Origin of the sequence: Sinomonas terrae (assembly GCF_022539255.1) — a bacterium.
Taxonomy (GTDB): Bacteria; Actinomycetota; Actinomycetes; order Actinomycetales; family Micrococcaceae; genus Sinomonas; species Sinomonas terrae.
The window spans coordinates 758261-783942 of record NZ_JAKZBV010000001.1; the positions used below are offsets into that span (position 1 = coordinate 758261).

19 protein-coding genes are annotated in these 25682 nt (G+C 68.7%); 10 read left to right on the plus strand and 9 right to left on the minus strand.

Going from position 1 to position 25682, the window contains the following annotated elements; genetic code table 11:
- Window positions 1-50: 50 nt before the first annotated feature.
- On the minus strand, window positions 51-2411 hold the full coding sequence (gene sftH, locus L0M17_RS03515) for a DEAD/DEAH box helicase (protein WP_241051274.1): 2361 nt from the start codon (window positions 2409-2411) through the stop codon (window positions 51-53).
- A 73-nt stretch (window positions 2412-2484) separates the two neighbouring features.
- On the minus strand, window positions 2485-3171 hold the full coding sequence (locus tag L0M17_RS03520; RefSeq protein WP_241051276.1) for a GNAT family N-acetyltransferase: 687 nt from the start codon (window positions 3169-3171) through the stop codon (window positions 2485-2487).
- A 115-nt stretch (window positions 3172-3286) separates the two neighbouring features.
- Between L0M17_RS03520 and trhO the strand changes: the two genes are divergently transcribed.
- Entirely contained in the window at window positions 3287-4210 is a 924-nt protein-coding gene (gene trhO, locus L0M17_RS03525) for an oxygen-dependent tRNA uridine(34) hydroxylase TrhO (protein WP_241051278.1), read from the plus strand.
- On the opposite strand, the gene L0M17_RS03530 is transcribed toward trhO, so the two are convergent.
- The gene (locus tag L0M17_RS03530) at window positions 4200-4787 is read right to left on the minus strand and encodes a hypothetical protein (RefSeq protein WP_241051280.1); all 588 of its coding nucleotides are present in this window, start codon (window positions 4785-4787) and stop codon (window positions 4200-4202) included. The two genes, trhO and L0M17_RS03530, sit on opposite strands and share 11 nt — an antisense overlap.
- A 223-nt stretch (window positions 4788-5010) precedes the next feature.
- Here L0M17_RS03530 and L0M17_RS03535 point away from each other — a divergent pair, with 223 nt between their 5' ends.
- The 7 genes from L0M17_RS03535 to L0M17_RS03565 all read left to right on the plus strand — a co-directional run bounded on the left by L0M17_RS03535 (window position 5011) and on the right by L0M17_RS03565 (window position 13558).
- On the plus strand, window positions 5011-5859 hold the full coding sequence (locus L0M17_RS03535) for an aldo/keto reductase (protein WP_241051282.1): 849 nt from the start codon (window positions 5011-5013) through the stop codon (window positions 5857-5859).
- A gap of 2 nt (window positions 5860-5861) precedes the next feature.
- The gene (locus L0M17_RS03540; RefSeq protein WP_241051284.1) at window positions 5862-7460 is read left to right on the plus strand and encodes a DUF7059 domain-containing protein; all 1599 of its coding nucleotides are present in this window, start codon (window positions 5862-5864) and stop codon (window positions 7458-7460) included.
- A gap of 61 nt (window positions 7461-7521) precedes the next feature.
- Window positions 7522-8205: an ArsR/SmtB family transcription factor gene (locus L0M17_RS03545; protein ID WP_241051286.1), complete on the plus strand. Its 684-nt coding sequence runs from the start codon at window positions 7522-7524 to the stop codon at window positions 8203-8205.
- Window positions 8206-8378: 173 nt separating this feature from the next.
- Window positions 8379-11147, plus strand: a complete 2769-nt coding sequence (gene topA, locus L0M17_RS03550) for a type I DNA topoisomerase (RefSeq protein ID WP_241051288.1) — start codon at window positions 8379-8381, stop codon at window positions 11145-11147.
- Window positions 11144-11677 carry an SseB family protein gene (locus tag L0M17_RS03555; protein ID WP_241051290.1) on the plus strand — a complete coding sequence of 178 codons (534 nt, stop codon included), beginning with the start codon at window positions 11144-11146 and terminating at the stop codon, window positions 11675-11677. Before topA ends, L0M17_RS03555 begins: the two co-directional genes overlap by 4 nt.
- Before the next feature lie 7 nt (window positions 11678-11684).
- A complete protein-coding gene (locus tag L0M17_RS03560; protein WP_241051292.1) occupies window positions 11685-12704 on the plus strand; it encodes a Ppx/GppA phosphatase family protein in 1020 nt (339 codons plus the stop codon).
- A gap of 35 nt (window positions 12705-12739) precedes the next feature.
- Entirely contained in the window at window positions 12740-13558 is an 819-nt protein-coding gene (locus L0M17_RS03565) for a sugar phosphate isomerase/epimerase family protein (protein ID WP_241056293.1), read from the plus strand.
- Between the two features lie 267 nt (window positions 13559-13825).
- On the opposite strand, the gene proC is transcribed toward L0M17_RS03565, so the two are convergent.
- The 3 genes from proC to L0M17_RS03580 form a co-directional block, all read right to left on the minus strand.
- Window positions 13826-14656, minus strand: coding sequence for a pyrroline-5-carboxylate reductase (proC, locus tag L0M17_RS03570; RefSeq protein ID WP_241051294.1), 831 nt, complete (start codon window positions 14654-14656; stop codon window positions 13826-13828).
- Window positions 14657-14916: 260 nt separating this feature from the next.
- Window positions 14917-15555, minus strand: a complete 639-nt coding sequence (locus L0M17_RS03575) for a potassium channel family protein (protein ID WP_241056294.1) — start codon at window positions 15553-15555, stop codon at window positions 14917-14919.
- Between the two features lie 37 nt (window positions 15556-15592).
- Window positions 15593-17005, minus strand: a complete 1413-nt coding sequence (locus L0M17_RS03580; protein ID WP_241051296.1) for a TrkH family potassium uptake protein — start codon at window positions 17003-17005, stop codon at window positions 15593-15595.
- Between the two features lie 86 nt (window positions 17006-17091).
- On the opposite strand from L0M17_RS03580, the gene L0M17_RS03585 reads away from it, so the two are divergent.
- Together L0M17_RS03585 and L0M17_RS03590 are read left to right on the plus strand one after the other, a co-directional pair.
- Entirely contained in the window at window positions 17092-18363 is a 1272-nt protein-coding gene (locus L0M17_RS03585) for an acetoin utilization protein AcuC (protein WP_372497986.1), read from the plus strand.
- A 40-nt stretch (window positions 18364-18403) separates the two neighbouring features.
- Window positions 18404-18934 (plus strand): ArsR/SmtB family transcription factor, encoded by a 531-nt coding sequence (locus L0M17_RS03590; protein ID WP_241051298.1) that lies wholly within the window; start codon window positions 18404-18406, stop codon window positions 18932-18934.
- A 15-nt stretch (window positions 18935-18949) separates the two neighbouring features.
- Here the strand turns inward: L0M17_RS03590 and L0M17_RS03595 are convergent, their stop codons facing one another.
- The 3 genes from L0M17_RS03595 to L0M17_RS03605 all read right to left on the minus strand — a co-directional run bounded on the left by L0M17_RS03595 (window position 18950) and on the right by L0M17_RS03605 (window position 25331).
- On the minus strand, window positions 18950-19996 hold the full coding sequence (locus L0M17_RS03595) for a LacI family DNA-binding transcriptional regulator (RefSeq protein ID WP_241051300.1): 1047 nt from the start codon (window positions 19994-19996) through the stop codon (window positions 18950-18952).
- A 74-nt stretch (window positions 19997-20070) separates the two neighbouring features.
- Complete coding sequence (locus L0M17_RS03600; protein ID WP_241051301.1) at window positions 20071-23244, minus strand: alpha-L-rhamnosidase-related protein; 3174 nt, start codon at window positions 23242-23244, stop codon at window positions 20071-20073.
- A complete protein-coding gene (locus tag L0M17_RS03605; protein WP_241051303.1) occupies window positions 23244-25331 on the minus strand; it encodes a DUF6807 family protein in 2088 nt (695 codons plus the stop codon). The genes L0M17_RS03600 and L0M17_RS03605 overlap by 1 nt, the downstream gene beginning before the upstream one ends.
- Window positions 25332-25682 lie beyond the last annotated feature (351 nt).

Here is a 25682-nt window from a genome sequence, read left to right on the forward strand (position 1 = left end):
TTGCCGCCGGCAGGAGGGGTCGCAGTTCGGGGCATCACAGTGCGAGGGTGTCACCAGGGGGAAGGCCCCACGCCCAGCTCTGCGCGCTCGGCCTCTCGCAGGAGCGCGCCGAGGAGGAGGATCGCTGCCGCTTTGTCGAGGGGATTGTTCTTGTTGCCGCACTTCGGGCTCTGAACGCAGGAGGGGCAACCGGCCGGACATTCGCAAGCCTCGATGGCTGCCTTGGTCGCGGAGAGCCAGTCGCGGGCGCGCTCGAAGCCTCGCTCAGCGAACCCGGCACCGCCGGGGTGGCCGTCGTAGACGAAGATGGTCGGGCCCTCGGTGTCAGCATGCAGCGCGGTCGAGACTCCTCCGACGTCCCACCGATCGCTCGACGCGACGAGAGGGAGCAGCCCGATTGCCGCGTGCTCGGCCGCGTGAAGAGCTCCGGGGAATTGGGCCTCGATCAGTCCGGCGGCGAAGAGATTGCGGTTGTCCATGGTGAACCACACGGCTTTGGTGAACAGCTCCCGTGCTCCGAGCTCCAGAGGCTCCTCGCCGAGAACCTCGTTGGAAATCAGCGCCTTGCGCTGGAAGGAGACGACTTGAGTCGTGACCTTGACCTCGCCAAAGTGCACGCCGACTGGACCCCAGGTTTCGCTCCGTTCCTCGGAAAGGACGTCGATCTGGGTGATGTCCCGAGCGGTGGTGTAGTAGTCCGGGTTGACCCGCCTTACCACCACACAGTGTTCGGCCTCGTTGAGCTCTTCCACGAGATAGCTCGCGCCCTGATGTACGTAGATTGCGCCCTGATGTGCCTGATAGTGCGTCTGCGGCGAATCCATCGAGCCCAAGACCTGCCCCGTCTCGGATTCGATGATCTGGACCGGACCGCCGCCGTCGGCCCTCAGGTTCACCATGCCGGCGGCGCTCTCCGGGTGGGTCCAGAACCAGCCCGAAGGACGACGCCGGAGAAGCCCCTGGCGTTCGAGCTGCCCGAGGATTCCCTCGGCCGCCGGGCCGAAGAGCTCGAGGTCGGCGCGCGTGAGCGGCCTCTCGGCAGCCGCGGCGCACAGGTGCGGGCCGAGGACATAGGGGTTCGAAGGGTCGAAGACCGTCGCCTCGACGGGCACGTCGAAGATGGCCTCGGGATGATTGACGAGATAGGTGTCGAGAGGATCGTCGCTCGCGACGAAAGCAGCGAGAGCGTCCTGGCCGGCACGGCCAGCGCGGCCGATCTGTTGGAACAGCGATGCCCTCGTCCCGGGCCAGCCGGCGACGAGCACCGCGTCGAGCCCCGAGATGTCGATGCCCAGCTCAAGCGCCGAGGTGCTCGCGATTCCGAGCAGTTCGCCCGTCCTCAGCCGCCGTTCGAGTTCGCGGCGTTCCTCCGGCAGGTAACCGGACCGATAGGCAGCGACCCTTCCCGGAAGGCTTGGGTCGACCTCGTCGAGAAGCCGTTGGGTGATCGAAGAAATGGCTTCGGCGCCTCGACGGGACTTGATGAACGCGATGGTCCGCACGCGGGAGGAGACGAGGTTGGCGAGCAGGTCCGAGGTCTCAGCGACCGCGGTTCGGCGCTGCGGCGCCCCGTTCTCGCCCCGGGCTTCGGTCAATGCAGGCTCCCAGAAGGCAACCTCTGTGGCTCCATGCGGAGATCCATCCTCCGTCACGGCGACCACCGGCGCTCCGATCAGCCGGGACACGGACGTCTCGGGCTCGGCGGTGGTGGCGGAGGCGGCAATGAAGACCGGTTCTGCACCGTAGTAAGCGCAGACCCGCCGGAGCCTCCGAAGGAGGTTGGCGACATGAGAACCGAAGACGCCCCGGTAGCTGTGGGCTTCGTCGATCACGACGAATCGCAGGCGCCGGAAGAACGCGGACCACCAGGCGTGGTTGGGCAGCACCCCGTAGTGCAGCATGTCCGGATTGGCCAGCACGACGTTCGCATGCTCACGGATCCATCGCCGGGCCGACTGCTCAGTATCCCCGTCGTACGTCTCTGCCCGGATGGTGGAGAGTCGAAGCGCGCGGATCGAGGCGAGCTGGTCAGCTGCGAGAGCCTTCGTCGGGGAGAGGTACAGGACGACGGCTCCGTCGTCGTGCACCCGCCCGGGTTCGGCGAGCACGCGCAGTTCCGAACGGTGGACGGCGTTGAGCGCCGGTAGCTGGTAGGCGAGCGACTTCCCTGAGGCAGTACCCGTGGCAATCACGACATGACGCCCCGACTGTGCATGATCGGCCGCTTCGATCTGATGCGTGTAGGGCGCCGCGACGCCGAGGCGGGCATAGGCCTCGACGAGGTCAGGGTGGACCCAATCGGGCCAATTGGCTGTCCGGGCCGCCCGCGCTGGCACTCGGCGAACATGACGCAGCTGCTCAGGCTCGGGACTTCTCCCGAGGAGCGGAATCAAGGAATCGTGCTGCGCCACCCCAGCATTCTGCCAGCGTCGCGCGCCCGCTGCTGATCCGGGTCATCAGCGGGCGTCTTCGAGGACACAGAGGTCAGTCGTTGAGGGAAGGACCGTCGGGATTGCTCGCGTTCTTGAGCATGAGGACGCCCGAGACATCGCTCCAGCCGAGGTGATGGTAGAGGTGCTGTCCGTCGATGGAGGCGATGAGGAGCCCTTGATCGGCCCCGTGCTCGCTCACGGCTGCTGTGAGTGCACGCATGATGAAAGAGCCGAGCCCGCGTCGACGGTACTTGGGTTCCGTGACGATGCGGTCGAACACCGCGAAGCCATCCGCGACGGCGACGTGCCCGCTCGCGGCCAGCTCGCCGTCGTGCGTCGCCACGGTGACCGTCGCGGACTTGTCCTCGATCTCGGTCTTGAGCTTGAGCTCGTCGTCATTGAGCCAGGGCTCTTCGACGTCCTTGCCCTCGAAGTCCATGACCATGAGCTCTTGGTCCGCGCCGAGCACGGCGAGACCGTGCTGCTCGGCCAGGGTCCGGAAGCGCAGGTGGTTGTCCGTGAGGACGGCAAGAACGCGGTCGCGGCTCGCCGACATGAATTCCGCAAGCCGCGCGAAGTCCTCGTCGGAGGGTTCCGCTGCGAACGCCACCCAGTCCCCGCTGCGGTCCGTCAGCTGGGCAGCCGGGAAACCGCTGATCGACTGCGTCGGATAGTGTCGTGACGAGGCCCAGCCCTCTACCCACGTGACCAAAAGATCGTTGAGCTCTGCCTCTGCCATAGGCATGACGATACCGGCGCCGCGAGTTCCTGATAAGCCTCGTGACACAACTGTCACTCCCCGGCAACCCGGCGGCCACCGGCCCACCTCCGCGGGCCTCGGTACCCTAGAATGCGTGGCTCTGAACCGAATCGTCCTCTTCTACTGCTTCACTCCGCTATCCGACCCAGAGGCCGTGCGGCTGTGGCAGCGGGCGCTGTGCGAGGGGCTCGGACTGCGGGGACGCATCATCGTCTCGTCCCATGGAATCAACGCCACTGTGGGTGGTGAGCTCGCTGCCGTAAAGCGCTACGTGCGTGCGACAAAGGAGTATCCCGGCTTCCACGGAATTGACGTCAAGTGGTCCGAAGGGGGCGCCGAGGACTTCCCGCGCCTGAGCGTCAAAGTCCGCCCCGAGCTCGTTTCGTTCGGAGCACCGTCGGAGCTTGAGGTCGACGCCGACGGCGTGGTTGGCGGGGGCACTCGCCTCACCCCGCAGGGGCTCCACGAGCTGGTCGACTCCCGGCGCGCCGAAGGGCAGGAGGTCGTGTTCTTCGACGGACGCAACGCGTTCGAGGCCCAGATCGGCCGGTTCAAAGGGGCAGTCGTGCCCGAGGTGGAGACGACGCGCGATTTCATCCGTGAACTGGATTCTGGTGCGTACGACGATCTCAAGGGCAAAGCTGTAGTGACCTATTGCACTGGAGGCGTGCGCTGCGAGGTCCTCTCAGCCCTCATGCGCCGCCGCGGTTTCGAAGAGGTTTACCAGCTCGACGGCGGGATCGCCCGCTACGGAGAGGCCTTCGGCGATGCGGGGCTGTGGGAAGGCTCGCTCTATGTCTTCGACGGTAGGATGCGCATTGAATTCAGCGAGGACGCGGTTCAGATCGGGGACTGCGCTCGATGCGGTGCCCCCACGAGCGACTTCCACAACTGTGAGAACCCTGCTTGCCGTCAGCTGACGCTCTTCTGCGGGGACTGCGCTGCTGGCCCGGAGCCGCTCCACTGCCCGACCGGATGTGCCCCGGCGTCGTCGGACACCTCCGCGCTCACCGTTTGACGACGCGGAATGCGTACGCTGCGGCATTGCCCCCGGCCGCGGAGGCGGTCACCTCGGCGACCCCGTCCTGAGGGGCGGCGAACGTCCTCGCCCACATCCGCCCGCACGCATAGTCCCCGTTGATGATCGCGGTGGCCCCGAGCTGGAGAGTCAGGTGGAACGCCGGGCCCCCACGGCACTCGTATTCGATCGTGAAGGTTCCTCCCGGGACGGCGGTGCTCGCGAGGACAGGCTCGCCCTGAATCACCATGCCGAACCCGAAGCCGAACGAGAGCCCCCTGTCGTCCGGCAGCGCAGCTTCAGCCCAGGACGCGACCATGTCCGAGGTCCAATCCCGCAGCGGAGGGTCGGAGACAGCGGGCGCGGGCACGCGCTTGAAGGCGAGCGGCGTGGGAGCGGACGACGGCGTCGAGCGCTCGCCGAGGGGCGGGAGGCCGTCGTCGTAGGAATAGGCGCACGCGGAGAGCGCCGCGGCGGAGGCGAGCAAAAGGCCGAGGGCGCCGGACGCCCGTCTGATCCCCATTCCGGTTCCTGAACCCCGAAGCGGCATGCGCACCTCCTCGTCCTCTCCGATCATGCGCTCGGGTTCCTCAGCGGCGCCAGAGCGGAAAGCTCTCGGTGCGGAGGGTTGTCCACATCGCGAGGTTTTGGGGCGGACGCCCTCGGGAACTCGTTATAGCGTGGACAGGCAGCCGTATAGCGTGGACAGGCCGCCATATAGCGTGAACAGGCAGCCGTATAGCGGGGACAGACCGCCATATAGCGCGAACAGGCAGCCATCATTCAGCGAAGGAGACTCCGTGGGCCAGCCCGGTGCAGTCAGCAATGTAAGCCTCAACAACGGGGTGGAGATCCCACAACTCGGATTCGGCGTCTTCCAGGTGCCGTCGGCCGAGACCCAGGCAGCAGTCGAAGCCGCGCTGGAGGCCGGCTACCGTCACATCGACACTGCGGCGGCATACCAGAACGAGGCTGGGGTGGGTGCTGCTCTCCGCGCGACTGGCATTCCGCGCGAGGAAGTATTCGTCACGACGAAGCTCCGCAACGGAGAACAGGACACCCCCCGTGCAGCTTTCGACGCGAGCCGGCGGGCCCTCGGCCTGGACGTGATCGATCTCTACCTCATCCACTGGCCCGTTCCTTCCCGCGACCTCTACGTGTCCGCCTGGAAGGAACTCGAGCGGATCCAGGCCCAAGGCGAGGCGAGGTCGATCGGGGTCTCGAATTTCCTGCCGGAACACCTCGATCGTCTCCTCGCAGAATCCGACGTCGTGCCAGCGGTGAACCAGATCGAGCTCCACCCCACGTTCCAGCAGCCTGCAACGGCACAGCGGACCCGGGAGGCAGGCATCGCCGTCGAGGCGTACAGCCCTCTGGGCCAGGGCAAGGACCTTGACGCGGATGCGGTCACCGCGGCCGCCCGCTCGCACGGCGCGACGCCCGCCCAAGTCGTCCTCGCGTGGCATCTCGCTCACGGCACGATCGTGATTCCGAAGACGACCAGTGCCGAGCGCATGCGCGAGAACTTCGCTGCGGCCGCCCTCGACCTCACGGCGGAGGAGATCTCCGCGATCGACGCGCTGGACTCGGACGCCCGCATCGGGTCGGACCCCGCCACTGCTGCGCACACGCAGATGCCGCAGGCTTGAGCGTGGAAACCAGCACCGTCGACGCGCCCCAATCGGAGGACCTGAACCTCCTTCGGGGTCTTGCCGCGGATCTGGCGGCCCTCGGCTACACCGTCGACGGTGTTGCGGACCTCCTCGGCCCAGCGGCTCATGCCGCCCTCGCACGAGATCAGATCGTTCCTGCTCTCGTTGCGCTCGAACGAAGGGGCCGGGGTGCTCGAGATGCTCAAGAGGGCACCCTGGCCGCCGTCGTGCGGTTCTTCCTGCTCGGGCAGGACGTGCCGGCCGAAGAGCTCGAACCAGCCTTTCCAACGGCTCGGACGGGCGGTCTTCTCGCGCTGGGGCTTGCCGAGGAGGCCGGAGAGTCCTCGCTGCTCCGGGCCAGCGTGGACCTTCGCCCCTATGCCTGGGACGAAGGGGAAGGTGAAGTCCGCCTGTGGGTCGCCTCGGACTTGGCGGCCCATCAGCGCGCGGGCGTCCTGCGCAAGGATCATGTGCTGGGGATCGGCCACGCCTCGGCCACGCTCATCCAGTCGACCGCACGCCGCCCAGTCGAGAGTGCCCTGGACCTCGGGACCGGGTGCGGGATCCAGACCTTCCACCTGCTCCGGCATGCGCGCCGCGTCGTTGCCACGGACATCTCCGAGCGAGCACTGGCCTTCACGCGCTTCAACCTCCTGCTCAACGCCGAGACGCTCGCGATCGCGCCGGAGCACCTGGAAGAACGTGTCGAGCTTCGGCTCGGTTCGCTCCTCGAGCCAGTGGCGGGCGAGCGCTTCGACATGGTGGTCTCCAACCCTCCGTTCGTGATCACGCCGCGCGTCGAGGGAGAGACGGCGCAGGACCAGTTCACGTACAGGGACGCGGGGCTCCCCGGGGATCAGCTGGTCGCGGGACTCGTCTCGAGCCTCGGCGATGTCCTGACTGAGGGTGGGACGGCACAGATGCTCGGAAATTGGGAGGTCCGCGAGGGCTCCCGGTGGCAGGAACGCATCCGCTCGTGGGTTCCGAAAGAGCTCGATGCTTGGATCGTCCAACGTGAGCTGGTCGGGCCCGAGCAGTATGCGGAAACCTGGCTTCAGGATGCCTCGGAGCAGAGGGACGCCGACTCGTACGCCCGCTCCTACGCGGCCTATCTGGATGACTTTGCGTTGCGGAACACGTCCGGCATCGGCTTCGGCATGCTGTGGTTCCGCCGCCCCAGCCCAGGGCAGGCTCGGTTCGATCGCTACGAAGAGCTCGGCCATCCTCTCGAGCAGCCGATCGGCCCGCATTGGCAGGCTGCCGTGGAGCGTGCCGACTGGCTCGAGGAAATCGGGGAGGCGGGCCTGGAAGGCGCCCATCTCGTGGTCGCGGACGATGTGACGGAAGAACGCCATCAGAGGCCGGGCGCCGAGCATCCGGGAGTGATTCTCCTGCGGCAGGGGGCGGGCTTCCGCCGAACGTCACTTTTGAGCACCGAGCAGGCGGGTTTTGTCTCGGCCTGTGACGGCGAGCTGGCAGCGGGCCAGATCGTGGGCGCACTTGGCGCGCTTCTGGGCCGGGATGACGAGGAATTCCGGCGGAATCTCGTGCGCGAGGTGAAGGAGTTGATCCTCGACGGGTTCCTTGTGAAGGCATAGTTTGACATCCTTGGAGAGATGTGGCGTAAATAACAGCCACACCCCACGAAGTAAGAAGCACATGACCGAGAAGAAGCGCAGTCCCCGCACCGAGAACCCCGTGCGGATCACGGACCCCAAGGCGATCAGGGCGCTGGCCCACGGAGCACGGCTCGCTGCCATCAATGAGCTGTACTCGAGCCAGAAGAGTTGGACTGCGACGGAACTCGCGGCATTCACAGGGCTCACCCCGAGTGCAATGAGCTATCACCTCAGGGCCCTCAAGAAGTGGGGCATCGTGGTGGACGCGCCGAACGACGGTGACGGCCGAGAGCGGCGTTGGAAGGCCGCAGGAACCGACCTCAACCTCGACACGGCGACGACTGGCCAGACCCCTGGCCTTGCGATTGTCGACATGGAGCTGGACGCCTTGCGCAAGCGCATCTCGAGCCATGCGAAGCACCGTGACGCCGCACGGCGCCGCGGGGAACCGGATGAGTCGCCGGTCATGATGGTCTCGGGCAACGTGCTCAAGCTCACCCTTGAACAGCGCGACGAATTCAAGCGCCGCATGTCCGATCTCCTCGACGAGTTCGATCAGGCGTCGGTCGAGGACCAGGAAGAGATCGACGCCACGCCTCCGGGAACCGAGCGAATGTACGTCCTGTGGTCGATGCTTCCCGAGGTTCGCGAGCCGGCAGAGCCCGCAGGCAAGACGCCCAGACGCCGCGCGGCCGCCAAGGCTGCGACTGCCAATCCCGCCTAGCGCGAAGCTCGGCCGGGTTCTCCACAAGGCGAACGGCTCCACTTGCACACCGGTCGCCGTCGTATGGTGAACTAGGGACTTGCGCGCACGGCGTCATCGATCGGTGGTGCTGTCGCGCCGTCGGGCGGCCCTGAGCCGCTCGCCCTGCATCGTTTGCTGTCCTGAGGAGTAGCGTGGCCACGAAGGCTAGATCCGGCAAGAAGCTTGTGATTGTGGAGTCGCCGGCCAAGAGCAAGACCATCGCCCAGTACTTGGGCGAGGGCTTCGAGGTCGACGCGTCCATGGGTCACATCCGCGACCTGCCGCAGCCGTCCGACCTCCCTGCCGAGCTCAAGAAGAGCTCTCTCGGGAAGTTCGCGGTGGATATCGAGCACAACTTCGAGCCCTACTACGTGGTCTCTCCGGACAAGCGCAAGAAGGTCGCGGAGCTCAAGGCCAAGCTCAAGGACGCCGACGAGCTCTACCTCGCCACCGATGGTGATCGCGAGGGCGAGGCCATCGCGTGGCACCTGCTCGAGGTGCTCAAGCCGAAGGTGCCCGTGCACCGCCTCACGTTCCCGGAGATCACGAAGGAAGCGATCCAGCGCGCGATGGCGGAACTGCGCGACGTGGACGAGTCGCTCGTCGACGCGCAGGAGACCCGCCGGGTGCTCGACCGTCTCTACGGCTATGAGATCTCTCCCGTCCTGTGGCGCAAGGTCGCCGGCGGCCTCTCCGCCGGGCGCGTCCAGTCCGTGGCGACCCGCCTCGTCGTCGAGCGCGAGCGCGAGCGCATGGCGTTCCGCACCGCCGACTATTGGGACCTCCTTGCGACGCTCGCCCCTCGGTCCGAGGGAGCGAGCGACGGCGCGGCGGCCCAGCGCTTCCAAGCGCGCCTCGTGACGGTCGACGGCAAGAAGGTCGCTTCCGGGCGCGACTTCGACGACCGCGGGAACCTGACGGCCAGGAATGCCGTACTCCTCGACGAAGCCACTGCCCGAGCGCTCGCCGAGGGCCTAGAGAACTCTGCGTTCACCGTCCGTTCGGTCGAGGAGAAGCCCTACACGCGGCGTCCGGCCGCGCCGTTCACCACGTCGACCCTGCAGCAGGAGGCCGCCCGCAAGCTCCGCTTCTCGGCGCGGGTCACGATGCAGGTTGCGCAACGGCTGTACGAAAACGGGTACATCACCTATATGCGTACCGACTCGACGGCTCTGAGCGACCAAGCGGTCAGCGCCGCTCGTCGCCAGGCGTCGGAGCTGTACGGCCCGGACTACATCCCCCAGCGCCCTCGCGTCTACGCCTCGAAGGCGAAGAACGCACAGGAGGCTCACGAGGCGATTCGTCCCGCAGGCGACTCCTTCCGTACGCCCGCCCAGATTGCGAAGGAACTGCGCGGCGACGAGTTCAGGCTCTACGAGCTCATCTGGAAGCGCACCGTCGCCTCGCAGATGGAGGACGCGAAGGGCTCGACCGCCACGGTGCGCCTCGGCGCCGTCGCCAGCTCGGGCGAGGCGGCCGGACGTGACGCGGAATTCTCCGCCTCGGGCACGGTCATCACGTTCCGCGGCTTCCTCGCCGCCTATGAGGAGGGGCGCGACGAGGTCCGCGAGGACACCGAGAACGGGTCCGGAGCCACCGACGGTGGCCGGCTTCCGGCCCTCAGCAAGGGCCAGCCGCTCGATGCCCTCGAGTTGGCCGCGAACGGCCACCAGACGTCCCCGCCGCCGCGTTACACCGAAGCTTCGCTCGTGAAGACGCTCGAGGAACGGGGCATCGGGCGTCCCTCGACCTACGCGGCGACGATCTCGACCATCATGGACCGCGGTTACGTCCGAACCCGCGGCAACGCCCTTGTCCCGAGCTGGATCGCGTTCTCTGTCGTCCGGCTTCTCGAGGATTACTTCCACGACTACGTCGACTACGACTTCACAGCCGAGATGGAGGAGGACCTCGACCGCATCGCCGCCGGGCAGCAGGCCGGCGCCGAGTGGCTCAGCGATTTCTACTTCGGCGGCGAGGGCAAGCCGGGCCTCACAACGATCGTCAACGGGCTCGGCGAGATCGACGCGCGCGTGGTCAACTCGGTCGAGATCGCGCCCGGCATCGTACTGCGGGTCGGCAAGTACGGTCCCTACCTCGAGAAGCCCCTGCCTGCCGATGCGCCCGAAGACGCGGTCCCGGAGCGGGCGAACGTCCCGGAGGACCTCGCGCCCGATGAGCTGACGGCCGACAAGGCGCGTGAGCTCATGGAGAGCGCCGGCCCGGAGGAGCGCGTGCTCGGGAACGATCCGCTGACTGGCCACACCGTCGTCGCGAAGAACGGCCGGTACGGCGCGTACGTCACCGAGGTGATCCCCGAGCCGACGCCGGAGCAGCTCGCCGCGCAGCCCGTCGAGTACTACAAGAACGGCAAGCCGAAGCCGCCCAAGAAGCCCGTGAAGGTCAAGCCGCGCACGGCCTCCCTGTTCAAGTCGATGAGCGTCGACACGGTCACGCTCGACGACGCGCTCAAGCTCATGAGCCTGCCGCGCGTCCTCGGCAACGACGAGGAAGGCAACGTCATCACCGTGCAGAACGGGCGCTTTGGCCCGTACCTCAAGAAGGGCTCGGATTCGCGGTCGATCGGAAGCGAGGAGGAGATCTTCACGATCACCCTCGAGGATGCGCTCAAGATCTACGCTCAGCCGAAGACGCGGGGTGGCCGGACGGCCGCCGCGCCCCTCGCAGAGTTCGGCGACGACCCGGAGTCGGGCAAGCCCATCGTCGTGAAGGAGGGCCGCTTCGGCCCCTACATCACGGACGGCGTCACGAACATCACGGTGCCCCGCGCCACGGCGATCGAGGAACTGACGCGTGATCGCGCCGTCGAACTCCTCGCCGAGAAGCGCGCGAAGGGACCGGCCAAGCGCCCTGCGCGTCGCAGCACGGGCGGGACCCGAGCCAAGGCAGGAGCCAAATGAGCGACGAGCAGGAGCTTCCCGAGGCGGCCACGGACGACGGCGGGACGACAGCGGGTGCCGAGCAGTCGCCGTCGTCCGCTTCCCACCTTGACCCGGCGCCGCTCAACGACCTCGAGGTCGCGCTCGACTCGGCCTCCAAGGGCGAGGCAGAGAACGCGGAACCGGTGCTCGTGTTCCTCAACAGCCTGGTGTGCCTCCTCGTCCCGGAGCCCGTGCCGGGGCAGACCGAATACGTCGAGCCGCTCATCCTGACGAACTCAGAGGGCAAGCCTCTTGTCGCGGCGTTCACCGATGCGGCCCGCATCAGGCCAGACTTCCTCGAACACGCCCCCACGGTCGTGACGACCCAGGGGGCCGTGCTGCTCCAGAACTTGGGAACCGAACTCGGCGTGGTGCTCAATCCGGGCAGCGCCTTCGGATTCGAACTCGCGGCCGAGCAGGTCGCGGCGATCCTGAAGGACTTCAGGCCAGCGACCGAAGAAGAGATTGACGCGGCGCGGGACACCACGCCCGGGACGGGCGGGGAATAATAGGCTCATGCGTCTAGGCGTCCTCGACATAGGTTCGAACACCGTGCACCTGCTTCTGGTGGACGCCCATCCCGGCGCGCAGCCGGTCGCCTTCGCCTCGCACAAGCGGCCGCTCTCCCTCGTTCAGAACCTCGAGGATGACAACACCATCAGCGAGAAGGGCCAGCAGGAACTCATCGACTTCGTCCACGAAGCGTGGGAGTTTGCCGGCAGGCACGAGGCGGAGGACCTTCTCGCGTTCTGTACGTCCGCCATCCGTGAGGCCGCCAACGGCGACGCCGTGATCGAGCGGATTCACCTCGAGACCGGCGTGACGCTCCAGGAGCTCACGGGCCGCGAGGAAGCCGCGATGACCTTCTTCGCCGTCCGGCGCTGGTATGGCTGGGGCCGCGAGAAGATCCTATCCCTCGATATCGGCGGTGGATCGTTCGAGATGGCCATGGGCAACGACTCTCTCCCGGACCTTGCAGAATCCGTACCTCTCGGGGCCCAGCGGCTCACGCGGGACTGGCTCGCCGAAGACCCGCCCACGGCGAAATCGGTCAAGGAACTCCGGCGGTACATCCATTCGACGCTCAAGCCCGTGGTCCACGCGTTCAAGGAGCTCGGCCGACCGACCCTTGTGACCGGCACATCGAAGACCTTCCGCTCGCTGGCACGCATAGCCGGGGCCGCGCCCAGCGGAGCCGGTCCCTATGTCCGGCGGGTCCTGCAGCGCACCGACCTCGGGCTCTGGACGCAGCGGATCTCCGCGATGGCTTCAGGTGACCGGGTCCATTTGCCCGGAGTCTCGGAGGCACGCGCGCTCCAAGTCCTCGCCGGAGCGCTCGTCGCGGAGGCCGCAATGGAGCTCTTCGAAGTCGACGAGCTCGAGATCTGCCCTTGGGCCCTTCGGGAGGGGCTGATCCTCCGCCGGCTCGACCAGCTCGTCTTCGACGGGCCGCTTGCGCCACCCGACCACATCCGACCCATTGAGAGCGAGCGCCGACGCATCGAAATGCAGCATCCGGCTTGGAGCGCCCGGTGAGCGCCGACCAGCCGCAGTGGCGGCAGTCCGAGAGGATGCCCGACGTCCCGGTCGCGCTCTCAAGCGCTTCCGTCTACCCGCTGAGCGTCCATGACGCGTTCGCCTGTGCCGCCGACCTCGGCTACGACGGGGTGGAGGTCATGGTGACCAACAACTCGACGAGCCAGGAGCCGGACGCGCTCATCCACCTCTCGGAGCGGTACGACCAGCCGATCGTGTCGATCCACGCTCCGACCCTCCTGCTGACCCAGCAGGTCTGGGGAGGCGCGTGGAACAAGATTCGCCGCTCGTGCGCGATGGCCCGCGAGGTGGGCTGTGACACGGTGGTCGTCCACCCGCCGTTCAGGTGGCAGACCGGCTACGCGGACGGCTTCTCGGTCGGCGTGCGCGACCTCGCGGAAGAGTACGAGGTCCACATCGCAGTGGAGAACATGTACCCGTGGCGGGTCCGCGGGCGCGACGCGCGGGCGTATCTGCCGCACTGGGATCCGGTAGGCCAGGGCTACCGGGACGTGACGTGGGACTTCTCCCACGCCGCGACGGCTCGTGAGGACAGCCTCGAGGCGCTCAAGACCCTCGGCGATACCATTCGCCACATCCACCTCACCGACGGCTCCGGACTCTCGTTCCGCGACGAGCACCTGCTCCCTGGCCAAGGGACGCAGCGCGTGGGGGAGTGCCTCGCCTACCTCGCGGATTCGGCGTTCGACGGCGTGATCGTCGCCGAGATCAGCACCCGCAAGGCCCGTTTCGCTGGGGAGCGGGAAGAGATGCTCGGCGCGACGCTCGAGTTCGCGCGCCGGCATCTCGGGCAGCTCCCGGATCGGAGCGACGCCGAGCAGCGCGCGCGGTAGCGCCGGCGTCGTTCGCAGTCGCGGACAAGGGCCGGACTACGCCGATAAGGGCCGCATGAGAGGTAGGCCTCGAATTAGACGAAAAACGCCGGGCGGGTGCAGGGAACATTGGGGGAAATTTCCTGCACCCGCCCGGCGCTGGACCCGTTCCGTTGCCGGAAGGGCCCTTCACTCGCACCTATTGAGTGATTCGATTCTAGGAAGAGATACTGGACGAATCCTCACCAAAACCTGTACCTTGGCTGGGAGTCTGCGGAGCGCTCCGACTCAGCCCAGTTCGCGCGTGATGTCCTTCGAGCGCTCAGCCGCAGCGCGGGCACCGTCGGCGATGATGCCGGGCAGGCCTCGCTCGTCGAAGGTTGCGATCGCACGCTCGGTGGTCCCGTTGGGGCTCGTCACAGCGCGACGCAGGGCAATCGGGTCGGCACCCGGCTCCGCGAGCATGAAGCCAGCGCCCACGACCGTCTCGCGTGCCAAGCGAAGCGAAAGCTCTGGGTCGAGGCCGAGGCGCGCGCCGGCGTCGGCCATCGCCTCGGCCAGGTAGAACGCGTACGCCGGCCCGGATCCGCTCACCGCACTCACTGCGTCGACCTGGTCCTCGGGAACTTCGACGACGAGCCCTAGGCTGTCGAACAGGCCCTTGACCTTCTCGACCTGCTCGCGCGTGGCATGCGTCCCGCCAGAGATGGAGACGACGCCGCGTCCGAGGCGGGCGGGCGTGTTCGGCATCGTGCGGATGACGGCCTGCCCCTCGGGCAGGGCCCGCTCGAGCTGGGCGATCGAGACCGCCGCGGCGACGCTCACGACGACGGCATTCGGTGAAAGCGCCGGGGCGATCGCGCGCGCAAGATCTGCAATCCCGAGGGGCTTCACTCCGAGGATCACGAGCGTGGCGCCGCGGACGGCCTGTTGGTTAGCGTCGTCCTCTTCGCTGGTGGCCATGACCGTGACGCCGTAGCGCTTGGCCAGCTCCGCCGCCCGTTCGCGGCGTCGGACGGTCGCCGTCACATCGGTCTTGGGAACACCCGCGGAGAGGAGGCCGGCCATGATGGCCTCGTTCATGGAGCCGCAGCCGAGGAAGGCGATCTTGTTGCTCATGTGCCCATCCTGCCAGCCGCGGCCCCCGACGCGCATTCCCAGCTTCTTCACACGTCGGCTGAGGCCTACTCACAAGAAGGCTGCCTACTGTTGTAAATACCTCACAGGGTGCGAGTGATGGAGCGGCCGCTTCCCCAAGCGGTCGCACGGCGCTGGCAGACGCGGATATTGGTCCCCCACCTTCCCCGCTTCTGCCGGCGCCTTACTCGTTAAGGCAGCGCCCTACTCGATAGCGCTGACCCTGGAAGGTTGAAGTGCGGTCAGGGGCGTGCCGCGAACCGCTCGAGCAGGTCCACGTGGCCCGAGACGATGAGCATGTCACGGCTGCTGACCTTCGTGTGCGGCTGCGCGTACGTGAAGTCTTCTCCGGGGCTCTTGACGCCGACCACCGTCACGCCGTACTTCGCCCGCACCTGGGACTCGGCGAGCGTGAACCCCTGCGTCTCCTTCGGCGGGTACATCTTGACGATCGCGAAGTCGTCGTCGAACTCGATGAAGTCCAGCATGCGCCCGCTCACGAGGTGAGCGGTCCGCACACCTGCGTCCGACTCGGGGTAGATGACGTGGTTCGCACCGATGCGGGAGAGGATCTTGCCGTGGGAAGGCGTGATCGCCTTGGCCCAGAGGTGTTCGATGCCGAGGTCCACGAGGTTGGCCGTGATGAGCACGGAGGACTCGATCGACGTCCCGACGCCCACGACGGCGGACTGGAACTCCTGGGCGCCGAGCTGGCGGAGCGACTCGATGTTGGTCGCATCCGCCTGGACGGCGTGCGTCAGGACGGGCGCCCAGATCTCGACGAGGTCCCGGTCGCGCTCGATCGCAAGCACCTCGCGGCCCTGCTTGACGAGCTGCTGCGCGGTCGCTGCGCCGAAGCGGCCCAGGCCGATGACGAGCACAGGCGCGTTCGGGTGCGGCCGGCCCGAGGGATTCTTGTCAGCCAATGATCGGCCTCTCTTCCGGATAGTGGTACAGCGATCTGCGCTGACGCAAGGACAGGGCCGTGGCCATCGTGATGGTTCCGACACGGCCGAAGAACATGAGTGCGGTGAGGATGTAGACGCCCGCCGGAGGCAGCTCCGAGGTGAGCCCCGTGCTGAGCCCCACCGTCGCGAAGGCGGAGATCGAGTCGAAGAGCACGCGGTCGAGGCTCTGCCCGGAGATCGCGAGCAGGAGCAGGCACGCGACCATGAGGAGCGTGGCGGCCATGACGATGACGCTGATGGCCAGACGCATGATCTCCTGCGGGACGGTGCGCCCGAAGGCGCGGACGTCGCGATCACCGCGCGCCTCGGCGACGATCGCGAGGAACATGACGGCGACCGTCGTGACCTTGATGCCGCCCGCCGTCGAGGCCGATCCCCCGCCCGCGAACATGAGGGCGTCCGAGAGCAGGAGCGTCGACGGGGTGAGGTGGTTCATGTCGACGAGGTTGAACCCGAGCGATCGCGTCATGACGGACGCGAAGATGGCCTGGACGACCTTCTCGCCCGAGGGCATGTTCCCGATGGTCTGCGTGTTGTTCCACTCCAGACCACCCCAGAGGATGGCACCGACCACGAGCAGGATGATCGAGACCACGATCGTGAGCTTCGCGTGGAGGGTCCAGAGCCGTACGCGTGCCTTGAAGCGCAGGAACACGAGCAGCACCGGGAACCCGAGGCTCCCGACGAAGCCCCCGGCCATGAGCGGGATGAGCACCCAGAGGTCGTACTGGTAGGGCACCACGCCGTTGCTGTGTGGCGTGAAGCCCGCGTTGTTGAAGGACGAGATGGCGTAGAACACCGCATGCCAGACGGCGGGCCAGAACTGCTCGCCCTGCGCCATGAAGGCGGGAGCGAGGAAGAGCACGAGGATCCCTTCGATGACGGCCGAGGTGGCGACGACGACCCTCAGCAGGCTGCCCACCTCGCCGAGCCGGCTGGCATTGTTCATCGCCTCGCGAGCGATGAGCTTGCCTCGGACCCCGAGGCCGCGGCTCATCGCGAGCGAGAGGACCGATGCGAGGGTGAGGATGCCCAAGCCGCCGATCTGGATGGCGAGAAGGATCACGACGTGCCCGAACGTCGACCAGTGCGCGGCCGTCGAGACGACCGTGAGGCCCGTGACGCACACGGCTGACGTCGCCGTGAAGAGCGACTGGTGGAGCGGGGTCACTTGGCCGTCCGCTGCGGCGAACGGGAGGGACAGCAGGAGGGTGAAGACGACGATGACGCCGAAGAACGAGAGCAGCGCGAGGCGAGCGGGCGACGACGCCGCAAGCCGGTCGACGAAGTCACGCAGCCCCGTGAGGGGGCCGAGGCTCTGGCCCGGCGGCGTGGGCCGCCATGACGACTCCGTCTGTACCACGCTCAACCGTCTTTCATACCGGGTATGTTGGGCGGCCGAAGGCCGTACCGGACCAGTAAACCATGTGGGTCCGGTAGCCTGAACTTATGTCCGATGCCGCACCGACGCAGCACTCGCCGACGGCGTCAGGCGCAGGGTCCGGTGCGGCGCGCCGGCCGGACTACGAGACCAGAGTCGCGTGGTCCGAGGCGCTCTGCGGCTACAACTTCGGCCCCCGGCATCCCATGCACCCGAGCCGGCTCGACCTGACGGCCCGGCTCTGCGAGGACCTCGGTCTCTTCTCCCTGCCGCGGGTCACCGTCGTCGAGCCCCACGTCGCGAGCGACGACGAGCTTGCCGCCGTCCACACGCGCGACTACATAGCCGCCGTCCGCCGCGCAAGCGAGGACCCGTCGTCGTCCGATCCGAAACGGGGGATCGGGACGGAGGACGACCCCGCGTTCGCGGGCATGCATGAGGCCAGTGCGCGCATCGCGGGCGGCTCGCTCGAAGCGGCCGACGCCGTCTTGGACGGCCGCGCCCAGCATGCCGTCAATTTCGCCGGCGGGATGCATCACGCGGCCGCGGACCACGCGAGCGGCTTCTGCATCTACAACGACGTGGCTCTCGCGATCCAGCGGCTGCTCGACGGCGGCGTCCAGCGGGTCGCGTACATCGACGTCGACGTGCATCACGGCGACGGGATGCAGGGCGTGTTCTGGAATGACCCGCGCGTCCTGACCATCTCGCTCCACGAAAGCGGCCTCACGCTCTTCCCGGGAACTGGGTTCCCGCACGAGATCGGCGGCCCCGATGCAGCGGGGATGGCCGTGAACGTCGCACTCCCGGCGAGAACGGCCGACGGCGGGTGGTTGCGGGCGTTCCACGCGGTTGTCCCGCAGCTCGTCGAGGCGTTCCAGCCGGAGGTGGTCGTCAGCCAGCATGGGTGCGACTCCCACGCCCGGGATCCGCTCGCGGACCTCCGAACGAGCATCGACGCCCAGCGCGAGGTTGCGCTGACGGTCTCGCGGCTGGCGGCGCGCTTCTGCTCGGACCGCTGGATCGCCACCGGCGGCGGGGGCTACGACGTCCTCCACGTGGTTCCCCGAGTCTGGACGCACCTCGTGGGAATCGCCGCGGGGCACCCCATCCAGCTCCGCGCGGCGATCCCAGAATCGTGGCGTGACTACGTCCGCGAGCGCCACCCGGAGCGGCTCTTGCCAGGGGAAGGTCTCCCCGAGAGCATGGGGGAGGAGGCGGACACCTGGTGGCGCTCGTGGGACATCGGATTCAACCCGAACGACGCCGTGGACCGCGCGATCATGGCGACCCGGAAGGAAGTGTTTCCCCTTCACGGGCTGGACCCGTGGTTCGACTGAGGCGAGGCCCACGGGCATCGGAGATCGGTAGGCTGGAGGCATGATGACTGACATCTTTGCCGTCATCGCCGACCATACGCGCAGGGCCATACTTCGTGAACTGCGCGCCGGCGACAAGGCAGTGGGCGAGCTCGTCGAGGCCCTCGACGCGAGCCAGCCCACGGTGTCGAAGCACCTCAAGGTCCTCCGCGATGCGGGCCTCGTGACCACTCGCGCCCAAGGCCAGAAGCGCTACTACGCGCTGCGCCTCGAGCCGCTCGCCGAGGTCGGCGGCTGGCTCACCTCATTGCGCACGACGGCGGCCCCGGCACCGGAGGAGGCGCCGGCACCTTCGGCGGGCGTCGCTGTCGTCCCCTCGGCACCAGCCCTGCCGGCCCCGGCCGTGGCGAATGCTTCCATCGAACCTCTGGCTCCCTCGCCCGCAGGCGTCGCGGCAGCGTCGGGCACGCGTCCGCAGCAGATCCAGCGCACGGTCGAACGGACCGTCGAGCGTGCCGCGAAGGGCGCGGCCGAGATCATCGCGAACCTCCCGAAGTGGCGCCGGAAGGAACCTGGCCGCCAACAGGGCTAGGCCGAGAAACGCCGGCTACGCTCGCCCGGCCGTGGACTCGCGGACCACGAGCTCGGGTTTGAACACGAGGTTGCGGGGAGCCAGCGAGGGGTCTTCGGCCTCCTCGCGCAGGATCTGGACGGCGGTCTGGCCGATCAGGTCGCGTGGCTGCCGGACCGAAGAGAGCGGGACGACCGCCGCGCTCGCGAAATCGATGTCGTCGTACCCGACGATGGCCACGTCCTCCGGGACGCGCAGATGGCCTTCGCCCATGAGGACCTGGAGCGCGCCGATCGCGACGAGATCGTTGCCCGCGACGAGGGCATCGGGCCGATCGGGGGCGCGCCGCGCGAGGATTGCGCGAGCGGCGCGGCGCCCGTCCTCGAAACTGAGCCCGAGGGTCTCGACCGCCTCAACACTCGCGCCCTCGACGGCCGCTGCTGCGCTCTCGACACCTGTGAGGCGATCCTGCATCTGAGCAAGGCCCGCGGGGCCCCCGACGAAGGCGAGCTGACGCCTCCCGAGGCCGAGCAGGTGCTGGGCCGCGAGGCGACCGCCCTCGACGTCGTCGACCGCGACCGAGCTCAGGCTGCGGCTGCCCGCGACCCTGTCGACGAGCACCGCGGGAGTGCCCGCCTTGCGCAGACGCTCAAGGCGCTCGCCGATGTCCCCGATCGGGGAGATCAGCAGGCCGAGCACGCGCTGCGTCTCGAAATAGTCCACGTGCGCGGCCTCGCGGTCCGGGGATTCGTCGCTGTTGGCCATCACCACAGACAGGCCGTCCCGGCCGGCCTCGTCCTCGGCGCCCCGGGCGACGTCCGTGAAGAAGGGGTTCCGGGCGTCGAGCACCACGAGGCCGATCGTCGTCGAGCGCCCGGCCCGCAGCTGGCGCGCGGCATCGTTGCGGACGAAGCCGAGCTCCTTGATAGCCGCGTGGACCCGTTCGACCGTCGCCGCGCGCACGATGTCCGGACGGTTGAGGACGTTGGACACCGTGCCCACGGAGACTCCTGCAAGCTCCGCGACGTCGCGGATGCTCGCAGCCCCGTGGGACGACGCGGGGGAAGGGTGGGTGCGGCTCATGCTGGGAGACTACCGCGTCCTGAAAGGTTTCGCGTGATCCTGATTCAGTGCTCTCGTAACGGTTGTTCCTGCGGTCAAATCGAGGGTTGGGCGGAGACGGGCGAGGCGAGTCCGGTGCCTGGGGGAAGGTCGCACTCGAGGGTGAGGGCGGCGTCGTCGTCCCCGTCCTTGGCCCGGTGCCAGAAGATCCTGAGCGTCCCCTCGTCGAGCGGCAGCTCGGCTCTTACCCAGTCGAGGCGGCACTCGGGCGGGCGGATCTCGAACCTGCCCGGAGCGACCCGGCGCAGGCCAACGATGCCCTCCACGAGCACGGGCCACGCGGCCGCGGCCCACGCGTGAGACTGGCTGTGGTCCGATCCTTCCGCGAGCTCCCACGATTCCCACGCGAACGTCGCCCCCTTCGCGAGCCACGCCAGGGGGCCGCGGGACGGGTCGTCGAGCACGGTGCCGAGAGCGTCTTCGACACGGCCGGCCTCGACGAGAGCCGAGAGCAGTCGGTGCCAGGTCATGGGGCCCATGCGGAGCCCGAGCGAGGCGGCGCGTTCGGCATCGCTCGCGATGTGCTCCGGACGGGTCGCGCCGACCGCGAGCGGGAAGACGGTCGCGTGCTGCGACGCGTGCGGGCTCGAGGATCCGTCGGGCCGTAGGCCGTCCACGAACACGCCATCGACCCGGAGGAGCCGGTCCATCGCGTCGGCGAGGAGTTCGGCGCGTTCCGCGAGAGCCGCTTCTTTCCGCTCGAGGCCGACGACGCCGCAGAGGCGGCCTGTGGCGGCGAGCGCAGAGAATGCTTGGGCGTTGACGGTGGTCCGGGCAGCGGTGGACATGTCGTAGCCGAAGCGATTCGGGGCCGGCCAGTCCACGATTCCATGCAGATACGGGCCGGAACCGCCCTCGAGGTCCCTCACGAGGCCCGCGCAGGGTCCGTCCTCGGCGACGGAGCGCAGGGCATAGCCGCACGTCTCCTCGAGCTGGGGCAGGAGTTCGGCGACGAACGCGTCGTCGCCCGTGCGGAGCCAGTAGGCCTCGACCCACTCGGGCAGCATGAGGCTGAAGTCCGGGATGTCCCGTTTGCCGTCGCCGTTGGGGTAGACGGCGTTGACTCGGCCACGCTCTGCCGCAGAGCCCCAGTAGCGGCGTCCCGACCACATGAACTCGCGGAGGGCCTGGCGGGTGAACTCGCGCTCGCCGAAGGCGGCCATCGTCGCGTAGGAGATGTTCGCGGCGTCCGCGAGGAACTGCCCCTTCTCGCGCGTCGGCGTGTCGACGAAGCGCTCCTGGACCCCATGGAGGGCCGAGTCCTGAAGGAGCCGGAGGACACGGGTCAGCTCGGGTTCCGAACAGTCGACGACGGCGGCCGCCGGGTGCGCGGCGTGGACGACGGCGGCGTCCACCCGGGCGGGACTCGCCCCTTCGAACTCCAGGAACCGGAAGCCGAGGTGCACGCGCGCGTCGAAGGACACAGGCCCTCTGACAGTCGGCGCCTCTTCAGCGGGCGCCTCTTGAATCGGCCCCGTCAGGAAGGACATGTCCGTGTTCTGGCTCGCGTTCTTGGAATCGTCGACGCGCCCGTCCTCCCTTAGCCCGTACCCTGCCCGGAGGCGTGTTTTCCGGGCACTCCCGCTTGCGTCGAAGACGACGCGCGGCTGGCGTGCTCGGACGGTGCCGAAGTCGGCCACAGGGGTCCCGTCGCGTGCCTCGAGCCAGCGCACAGGCTCGTCGCGCTGCTCGACGACGTGGGCGCGGCGGGGGTGGAGCGCCGCCGGGAAGTCCTCCGACGGGTAGGGCCCGAGGACGAGGGCGGGCGACCATGCGGCGTCGTCGAAGCCCGGCTCGTCCCAGCCCAGAGGGGGTTCGGCGAGCCGGTGTTCGATGGGGTCGCCCTCGTCGTTGCGATAGCCGGCCTGCGCGTAGGGGGCTTCGGCGACCCGCCACCCGGGTGCCGTCCCGTACGCGACGTGGCGGCCGTCGTCGTACTCGACCCGCAGCTCGGCGATGACGCCGGGCTCGGTCGCCGCCCTGCCCTGGCCTGGACCGTACCAGTGCGAAAGGACGGCGATCGCTGGGTTCGGGCCCGCGCCGATCAAGGCCTCGGTGACATCCGCCGCGTCGTAGTAGTCCTCGCCCGCGTATCCGAATGATGAGAGGGCAAGGACCTCGCTCCCGCCGACGGACACCCAGGCCTGATGGCGCGCGGCGGCGTAGAGGACGGCCCGCTGCACGCGTCCCTCGAGCTCGATCTCGGTGCGCAGCAGCGTCCACTCGTCAGGCTGCCGGAACGGCGTCTCGGCGGGCCATCCGGGGAGGCCCTGCGCCGGCTCGTAGCGGAAACGGGTGACGCCACCCGGATCCGAGACTGTGAGGGAACGCAGGGCGCCCTCGGCGCGCGGTGCGGCGTGGAGGGCAAGGAGAGGCCCGGTCGCGGCCGGCAGCGGTGCCCCGAGGACGTGGTGCCCGTCGATCGCGACGGCGAGCCGGCCGAGGCGGGCCTCGAGCCGGAGGCGGCGCCATGGTCCGTCACCGGGCCGGGCAGATGCTGCAGCGGTCGGCGTAGCCGTAGCGGAAGGAGGCGCGTAGGCCTCGGCGAGCGGCGCCGTCGCCCACTCGGTGGGCTGCGCCGGTTGCTCCCACGCGGGAAGCGGCCGGAGCGCGACGTGGCCATCCCCGGCAACCTCCAGAAGCAGGCCGGTTCCGGGGCCATCGGAGTGGAAGGCAATGCCAGCGGCGCCGAGAACTGGACGGAGCTCGGCCTCGATCACGAACTCGGGGCTAGCCTCTGCCGGGATGGGGAGGAAGGGCGTGCCGTGCCAGCGCAGGGAGTCCTCGGCCAACCGCAACGGCGCTCGTCCGCCCGGACGGCGCCCGATCCACTGGGCCGACCAGTCCTCGTCTCGAAGCCCCGTCCCGAACGCGTGCTCTTCGCTCCAAGGCCCCCAGACGCCGTCGCCCGTCTGGAGGCGCACCCGCCAGCGGCATTCGGCTGCGGGCGGAAGGGCGGCGCTGGCCGGAACGGTGACCCGGGTCGTGGCGTGGGGCGGCAGGGGGAGGGGGCCCGGCGCCCAGAGGAGGCGGCCGTCTGCAGAGCGCACCTCAGGCTCGACGGCTGCTGGCGCGACGGGATCAACCGCATACGAGGGGGAAACCTGTTCTGCCTGCCAGGAGAGCCTCGGGCTCGGACCGGACGTCAGGCACCGCTCGACGCCCTCGACGCGCAGCCGGACGGGCTTCAGCGCGACCTCGCCCGGCATCAGGCGGCACCTCCGTCAGCGACGAGCGCCGCGGCACGGGAGGCATCGACCCGGCCGTCGACGAACCACATCCGGAACGTCCGCTCGAGCGGCTCGCCGTCCTCCAACTCGACAGCTCGCTCCCAAGCGAGCGCCGAGCCGATCCCCGGGTAGCCGGCCATCCTCACGAACCACGGATCCTCCGGTGCCTCGGGTGGCGCGGCGAGCACGATTCCGGCGTCGCCTTCGCCAAACGTCGCGCTCCAGGCCAGCCAAGGAGCCGGGCGGCCGTGGACCGCCTCCTCGCCTTCACTATCGGGCGTCAGGACGATCGATTCTGAGCATGGGGCGAGCCGCAGGAAGAATCCGCCGTACCCTCCACCCGCATTGCCGTTGGACCCCGGACCACCGAGGCTCACGGGACCGGCGGCCTCGAGGCGGCTCTTGAGCTCGAGCTGCCACGCCCCGTCGCCCGCCGGCACGGCGCGAGCGAGCCTGTCCTCGCGAAGGAGGGTCGCGCCGTCGTGCGCCTCCCACCGAAGGGAAAGCCGTAGCGAACCCGGAGCGCTCTCGACGGACTCCACGGCAATCCGCCCGTGATCCCGCCGCCATACATATCGACCGGCCTCGCGAGTGTAGGTACGGCCGCCCCACAGGTTGGTCCCGGAGACGTCCTGGAGTGCGACGCCGAGCCCGAGGTGCCACGGGTGGTCGAGGGGGAAGTGCTCACTCACCGTGACTCCGCCGAGGGTGCGGACAGGATGCAGGTAGGGGCGCGGCGAGAGGCTCGGAGCGACGCTGCGGCCATCGCGCAGCTCGGCCACTTGGCGGCCGTCTGGAAGGGAGAGGCGAGCGGCCGGCTGTTGCCCGGCCAGATGCTGGCCGGCCTCTGGCTGGCCGGCCTCTGGCTGGCCGGCCGCCCACGGTAGGCCGAGTTCGGCAAAGGTGGCCTGTGCTCGGACCGCCCGAGCGAGGTCCTCCTCGATTCCCCGCACGATCGGGCGCGCCGCCTGGCCTTCGCCTACCCACTCGACGAACTCGTCGGCGATCTGCAGGGGCGCCGGGGCCGTCCGGACCGCTTCGAGAACGCGCATGAACGCTCCCGCGTCGGCGAGGGAGCTCAGGAGGGGAGTGCCCGAGGCCAGATGCTCGAGGAGATTCTCGGTCAGATCGGTCCGCCCGAACTGCTCCTCGCGTTCGCCCTCGGACGTTCGGACAACCAGCCGGTCTTCGGTGTAGTAGAAGTCCGCTTCGCCTTCCGTGCCGTAGACCGTGACCCACGGTTCCGCGGACTCGGCAGCGCAGAGTGTGAGGGCGCACATGATCCGGAGCCCCTCCGCCGTGACGATCCTGACGGTCGACGTATCGTCCGCCTCGATCCGGTGGGCGTGATAGAGGTCGACGTCGACGCTCGCGACATCCCGCTCCCTCCTGGCCCCCGCGATCCGCAGCGCCGTTGCGACGGCGTGGGCGAGGGGGTTCGTCACGACGCCGTCCACGACCTCGACCCCGTTGAGGCTGCGCTTGCCCGCCCAGGGCGAGCGGGCATAGTAGGCGAGGTCGCGAGTCCAGGTGCCGAACGCCCCGACGGCACGCAGTTCGCCGATCTCTCCTGAATTCAGCAGTGCTTCAATCGCCGGGAGCGCGTGCGAGCCGAGGCTCTGGAAGCCCACTTGGACAGCCGCACCGCGGTCTTTTGCGTGCTCGAGCAGTTGGCGGTAGGCGGCGAGCGACGGCACGGGGGGCTTCTCGAGATACAGTTGAGCCCCGGCGTCGAGCGCGGCGGCCCCGAGCGGGCCATGGGTCTGGAGGGGCGTGGCGATGATGGCCACGTCCGGCGCGGGGCGCTCCGCAAGGAGCGCCTCCAGATCCGCGTACGACGGCGTGCCTTCCGGTACGGTCCCTGGCTCGGGAGGGAAGGGGTCGGCGACCGCATCGAGGGCGACGGCGCCCGACTCGAGGAGGCGCTTCAGATTGCGGAGGTGCACGAGCCCGAAGCCGTGCACGCCGACAAGCGCGATACGCGGCAGGCGCGTTTCCGGATCGCGCCCGGTTTCGGCGCTCGGAGCGGAAGCGGGGAATTCGGTGGAATGTGCGGGGATGCTCATGGAGCTCCTTTGCGCCGTGGCCCGTGTCGGGGGGGAAAGCGTTTTCCCACAGTCTGGCACGGGGATTGCGGCCCCGTCCAGAGCCCGCGGTCCCGGGGGCGCGCACCGTGGCGGCGCTTGCCGGGACGTGGCCCCGATCCCCTCAGTTGGCGCCCTGGCCGCACGGAGCGCCCTAGCCCCCACGTGGCGCCCTCGCCCGCACGTGGCGCCCTGGCCCGCACGTGGCGCCCTGGCCCGCACTTGGCACCCTCGCCCGGATAACCGCGGCGGGTGCGGCGCGGTTATGCGGGGAAGGGCGCCACGTGTCTGGGGCCGAACCTAGGCGGGAGCCAGCGGGAGCCGGCGCGAGCT